General features: G+C 43.9%; 4 protein-coding genes and 1 pseudogene. 2 read left to right on the top strand and 3 right to left on the bottom strand.

The window, feature by feature from the left end; translation table 11 throughout:
• Both C1X29_RS29565 and C1X29_RS28050 read left to right on the top strand, forming a co-directional pair.
• Window positions 1-245: hypothetical protein (locus C1X29_RS29565; protein ID WP_218275704.1), on the top strand; the 245-nt coding region annotated here is incomplete at its 5' end.
• 261 nt (window positions 246-506) lie between these two features.
• Entirely contained in the window at window positions 507-1,205 is a 699-nt protein-coding gene (locus C1X29_RS28050; protein ID WP_146023279.1) for a hypothetical protein, read from the top strand.
• A 158-nt stretch (window positions 1,206-1,363) separates the two neighbouring features.
• Here C1X29_RS28050 and C1X29_RS29220 read toward each other — a convergent pair whose 3' ends face one another.
• The 3 genes and pseudogenes from C1X29_RS29220 to C1X29_RS28040 all read right to left on the bottom strand — a co-directional run.
• A complete protein-coding gene (locus C1X29_RS29220; RefSeq protein WP_146023278.1) occupies window positions 1,364-2,182 on the bottom strand; it encodes a DUF2971 domain-containing protein in 819 nt (272 codons plus the stop codon).
• Between the two features lie 137 nt (window positions 2,183-2,319).
• Complete coding sequence (locus tag C1X29_RS28045) at window positions 2,320-4,620, bottom strand: GGDEF domain-containing protein (RefSeq protein ID WP_102718934.1); 2,301 nt, start codon at window positions 4,618-4,620, stop codon at window positions 2,320-2,322.
• Window positions 4,621-4,926: 306 nt separating this feature from the next.
• Window positions 4,927-5,056 (bottom strand): annotated as a pseudogene (locus C1X29_RS28040) (phosphonate ABC transporter, permease protein PhnE); the annotation flags it as partial.

Raw genomic sequence — 5,056 nt, 5'->3', positions numbered from 1 at the left:
GGTTGGGTGTTGGTTTGATCATGGTGAAACTCCTACATCGTCAAATGGGAGCCGACACTCTCGCTACCAAACGATGGGTGGCGGCCATGCTCAGGTTGGTAGACCGGGACGTAGGAACCGGCGCGCCCGAAGACGCCCTGTGCATGACCACCATGACGCGGAGTCTTTCAGACACTGCACATCATGATGCTTATGCAACCTACGATAATCCGGGGCTACCAAACCCCATCACTGTTTTTCAGTGACCAGGAAACGATAAGACCCGCGTCGTAGACGCACAAGCCGGCGGATTCTGGCGTAGTCGTAGGCAATGACGCAAGGCGTTGTAGCCTTGGGGAAGTTACGGCGGGTTGCTTTAAACGGAGCTGTTTAAGTGCTCAAAGGTGAGGGCTTATTTCCTGAAAAATAAGTCCCCTATTGGCTACTGCATGCCTCGTAGGTGGCGAAAATCAAGCTTGTGAGCTATTTCTTGATTACCGGCACGAAGCCAGTGGGGACACAATTCAATGAATAATACAACTGATTCCGATAACAATTGGGCGGAACTTGTTTCAGGTTTAATAGCAGGTTGGGAGTGGTTAGAACGATTGCTGGCAGCGCTTTGGAATGGTTTAGGATGGCCTCATTCCGCTCTTATAATGTTTTGTGTACTCATATGTTTGTTCAAGGACGAAATTCGAAACGTTATTCCAAGAATAAGAAAGTTTGGAACTGATGGGTTCGAGATGGAATCGCCACCGCAAGCGCAGCAGGCGACTAATGAAGGTGAGCTGCAGGAGCCTCCAGTAGGTGATTTTCCTCATGTATTTGGAGTGGTTTTTGAAGCTGTAACGAGAGAAATCGAAGGCAAAGATATGGCTGAGGCCAAGCAGTTTCTTGTTCGTGATAGCGCTGGTTGGCGTGTTCTTTGTTTTTTTGAGAATATCTACTCGAATATCTTCGGCGGGCAGATCCAGTTGCTTCAATTGTTGAACCAGCGTGGACTAGCTGGTATGCCGACCGCTGAAGCTGAACGAGAATGGTCTGCTTATAAGGAACGCTTTACGCCTGCGCTTGATGACTGGGAGATGGATGGGTTTCTTGCATTCCTTATTGGAAAGGAATTGATCATTAAATCAGAGGATCGCATAGCTATAACGTTCACAGGGCATGAGTTTTTGATTTGGATGACGAAATACGGACGTTCAACTAATCGTCCATGGTAGATAACCGTTGAAGAGAACTAGGACATTAGCTCGATTGTCGTTTTAAGCTTTTGAAAACTGGCAGACTTATTTTTCAGAATAAGTCTGCCAGTTTTTTGGTATTTTTTGTTTTTTGCCTAATTCTTGCGTTGCCGGCATGCAGGAATAACTACGAATTTTTATAACGTGGCCCTGAATGGTGTTGTGGAGCACTTGACTTCAATGTTGTGGTTCCCATTTGGGTTCGACGCATGCCAATCAAAGTCAGTTTTTCCAACAAACGAGGACATTGACCAAAATGCTACTTCTTGATTCGGCATTGGTCCGATGTGCACAGCCCTAATGGATTCAAATGGGAATTCAACTTCGATGTATGGAATTAAAATATTGCCTCTCGGCCGAAATTTCACTTCAAAAGAATCGTTAAAATCAGCACCGCGAATTATTCTAACCTCGCGCTCTTCTTCAAAGCTATGATGCTTAAATGTCGCTGCCGTTTTAATTAGATCCACATAAGCCGCTACTCCATCATCGTCCATGCTGTGAGGGTTTCTGTCATGAGATCGCCCAACCTTGCGCAAAGTCTCAACAACTGAAGAAAATGCTTTTTCTTTTTTCTGCTTTGAATCGTACAAGCACCATGATTTATTTGAGGATAAAAGATCTCCGTCAAATTCAATGGCGTAAGCCCCATATGCGCGCCATTGACTTAATAAGTCACCTGACTGACTAAATGAACATACAAATATATGTGGTGATTCCGAGAGGTCTGCGAAGTCGAAAGTCAAATTTTCTTCAATAAAAGACGAAGCAGCTTCAACGTACCGTGGACTAACTCTAGCGGTGGCTGAGCCGCTCTTCAGTTCCTCAAGGATGTGCTGTAAACCATGACGCATCTCCTCTGAATCATTCAAAAAACGAAGGTCCGTTAACCACAGTTTTCTGTTAGTTAGTATTGACTGCACGGCTGCAGCATCTGTGTAGTGAAAAAGCCGCATTTGATCTCCTTTGTTTATAAGTTGCTCAATAAATATTTTACGAAATGCAAAGAGGAAAAGTGACCGATCTATTTTCTGAGCGGTACGCAGAAAAATAAATCAGTACACTTTTTTGTACTAGCATAGGTGTAAAAGCGTTATTGATTGTTTGGTTGTTCGTTGAGTGCCATTTCTATCTCTTTGACTGCAGATTGAAGTTGCTCCGCCAGTGGTGATGCGAGTGCAGGCCCTGCCAGAAACGAAAATAATTCTCTATCGAATAGTTGAGATTCAGCTAGTTTTGCTTTGGCTAACAAGATTGCATACGCAAAATGACCGTAAGGATGCGCACTTTCCAAGCTTGAGATATCTTCTTCAGTAAGGCTGCTGAGCATTTTTAAACCGAGATCTATCTCTCCCATTTTTAGTGCGATTATTGCATAGTTGGTTTTATAGATTACTTTAGATGGGTCTTTGTTGGTCGCAGATTGATAGTGCTCTAATGCTTTTTGATCCAGGCCTAAGCTCCCAGCTGTCAGCCCTCCGAGGTTATATATTGGAGCTGTTTCAACTCCAAGTTTAATCAGCCTATTAAAGTCGGTGTAGGCGATGTCAAATGAGCGAGCTTTTCGCAAGGCTTGTAGGATCGTCACTGCTGTCTTCAAGCTGAAGTGACATATTGGATTTTCTTTCTGACGAACTATTTCAGAGGCGGAGAATCTGGCTAGCTCTATTACTCCGGTTGAATTCAAGTCAATTTCTGCTGTTTCATTTATTTCATTTAAATCGTCGGCGCAGCAAATGCCTGCTGAAATTTCTAGTGCGGGATACTCCGCAGCGATTTCTTTGGTGAATTTTAGTATCACGGATTCACTGTAGGTGTTGTTTGAACCCACAATGCAAATGGACCCACTATCCAATACGGCAATTATATTCTCGGGAGGGAATGAAACTTGGGCGCCCCTGTAAAGCTTAGCCAGCGCCTTGTTTAGTGCCGCTGTGCCGTACTTTCTTAAAAAATCTCCTTCTCGAGTGAATCTAAAAACTACTGCAAAGGGTGCCTCGGAACCGCTAGCGTTGCTTTTGATAAAATCTTGTAATGCATGGATGTCGGAGCTTATAAGTGAGTCGTAATCGGAGGCGAAATATCTAGAGGTATTTGGAAGTAGATGACCAATGCTTCCGGCAGGAATTGCCTCTAAGTGCGATCCGGCATCTAGTTCTATTTTAGTGTTTTCCGATGTGTCGATAAAAGCAAATGATATCTCTGGCTGTGTGTTGAATACCACAATTCGACTGCTTTCGACTCTAGGGTAAATTCCAAGGGTTCGCGTTGTTCTTCCGTCGTTAATAGAGAATTTTTTCTTTCCTGTAAATGTCGGGTGGTAAACTTTGAATTCTTGACCAATGTTTACTCCGACATTTGATCCTATGTCAATTGCAACTACTCCAGTTCTTAGGTCTTGTTCAATTATTCTTCCGCAACTGGACAGTATTTCATCGTAGAATATAACTTGATTTCGTCCGGCTGCTTTAGCTCTATAAAGAGCCGTGTCAGCTAGGTCTAGCAACGCCGCCGATGGGTCATCGCTTAAATCTAATTGGGATATGCTTGTATGGAATGCAACTCCAATACTTGTTGTAATTCCTCGATCAGGTATAGGGGGGGGAGTTAGAGCGGATAGGTTGTCACTTTTGCAAAGCCACCGCCACTCGATGTCAGTCGGAAGAATCTCGTCACATATAGAGCATCTAAATTGATTAGCCCATGTTAGGAGTTGTTCCTTGGTTTCGTTTGCGGTAATAAGAATTAAAAATTCTTCGCCTGATGGATGACCAATATCTATTGATGTAAAAGGTGTGGCGCTTTGGATTTGTATGGCGCACTTCTCCAAGCGATTCCCAAAGGTTTTTAGAACTTGATCACCATACAAGTGTCCCCAGGTATCATTGACCTGTTTGAAGTAATCTATGTCTAGCGCCATTACGGCAAGAATTTCTGGTAGTTCGCTTTCTTGAGCTTCAAAATCGGGGGTTGGCTCATTTCCAATGTTATTTAGGCGAGCTTTTAGCTTTTCTCTAAATGCATCTTTGGCTAGTAAATGTGTCAGTGAGTGATGGGACACCCGATAGGCGTTAGAGGCACCTTCCTGTATTTTCTCTATCACCGCTTTGAATTTTTTACGAGTCTCTAGTCGAGGCGATTTCGTGAAAGTCAAAGAAGCAGTTGCATCGTAATCTTCAAGATAGTATCTAGCTGTTAGGCTATTCGCTGTATGATATGCAACCGGATCGCCTTTCGTTTTTTCAAGGCTTTGAGCCAAGGCTGCAGTAACAGTATTTCCTTCAAGCTCCATCCATTTATCTTCATTTTTGAAGTGCACAACGCATTTTATATTATGTGGAAGAAGCTCTGCTGCAAGTGCGTCCTTTAGGGAGTTTAATTTGTCAAGTTTCATTTGAATGATTCGCCCTGTATTTTTTGTGCTGAGTCAAAGCTCAATTTTTTAATCACAGTTTCGCTGGCAAAAAACGCGATCCTTGCTGATGGCAAAAGGCTGCCACAGAATCACTTTCGACGCCATGCAATTACTTTTGATTTTCCATTCACAATGGGGGACGGCGGCGAAGTCAAATGTAAATAAAAGCGGCGTCGTAGATGCGGATCGGCAGTGGCCCAGGAGTCGGTGCTATAGGCCAGATTTTTCCGGGTAGCAAAGGCCGGGCACTACTCGAACCCATTATCAACGAGTAAACACTGCAACTTAAGTTCTAACCCACCGCCCGCGACTCCAACCACTCAACCAATCCACCCCCCACACCAAAATCAGCATAGCCAAAATCACCATCCCCGCCTGCGCCTCCTGAAACAAACTCAAGCTCACATACAACATC

Source organism: Pseudomonas sp. GW456-12-10-14-LB2, from assembly GCF_002884345.1.
Taxonomy (GTDB): Bacteria; Pseudomonadota; Gammaproteobacteria; order Pseudomonadales; family Pseudomonadaceae; genus Aquipseudomonas; species Aquipseudomonas paraglycinae.
This window is presented reverse-complemented; position numbering and strand designations above follow the sequence as displayed.

Bases quoted from the DNA above. Each gene is read 5' to 3' on its own strand.
- C1X29_RS28050 (WP_146023279.1), top strand. From the start codon at position 507: ATGAATAATACAACTGATTCCGATAACAATTGGGCGGAACTTGTTTCA.
- C1X29_RS29220 (WP_146023278.1), bottom strand. From the start codon at position 2,182: ATGCGGCTTTTTCACTACACAGATGCTGCAGCCGTGCAGTCAATACTA.
- C1X29_RS28045 (WP_102718934.1), bottom strand. From the start codon at position 4,620: ATGAAACTTGACAAATTAAACTCCCTAAAGGACGCACTTGCAGCAGAG.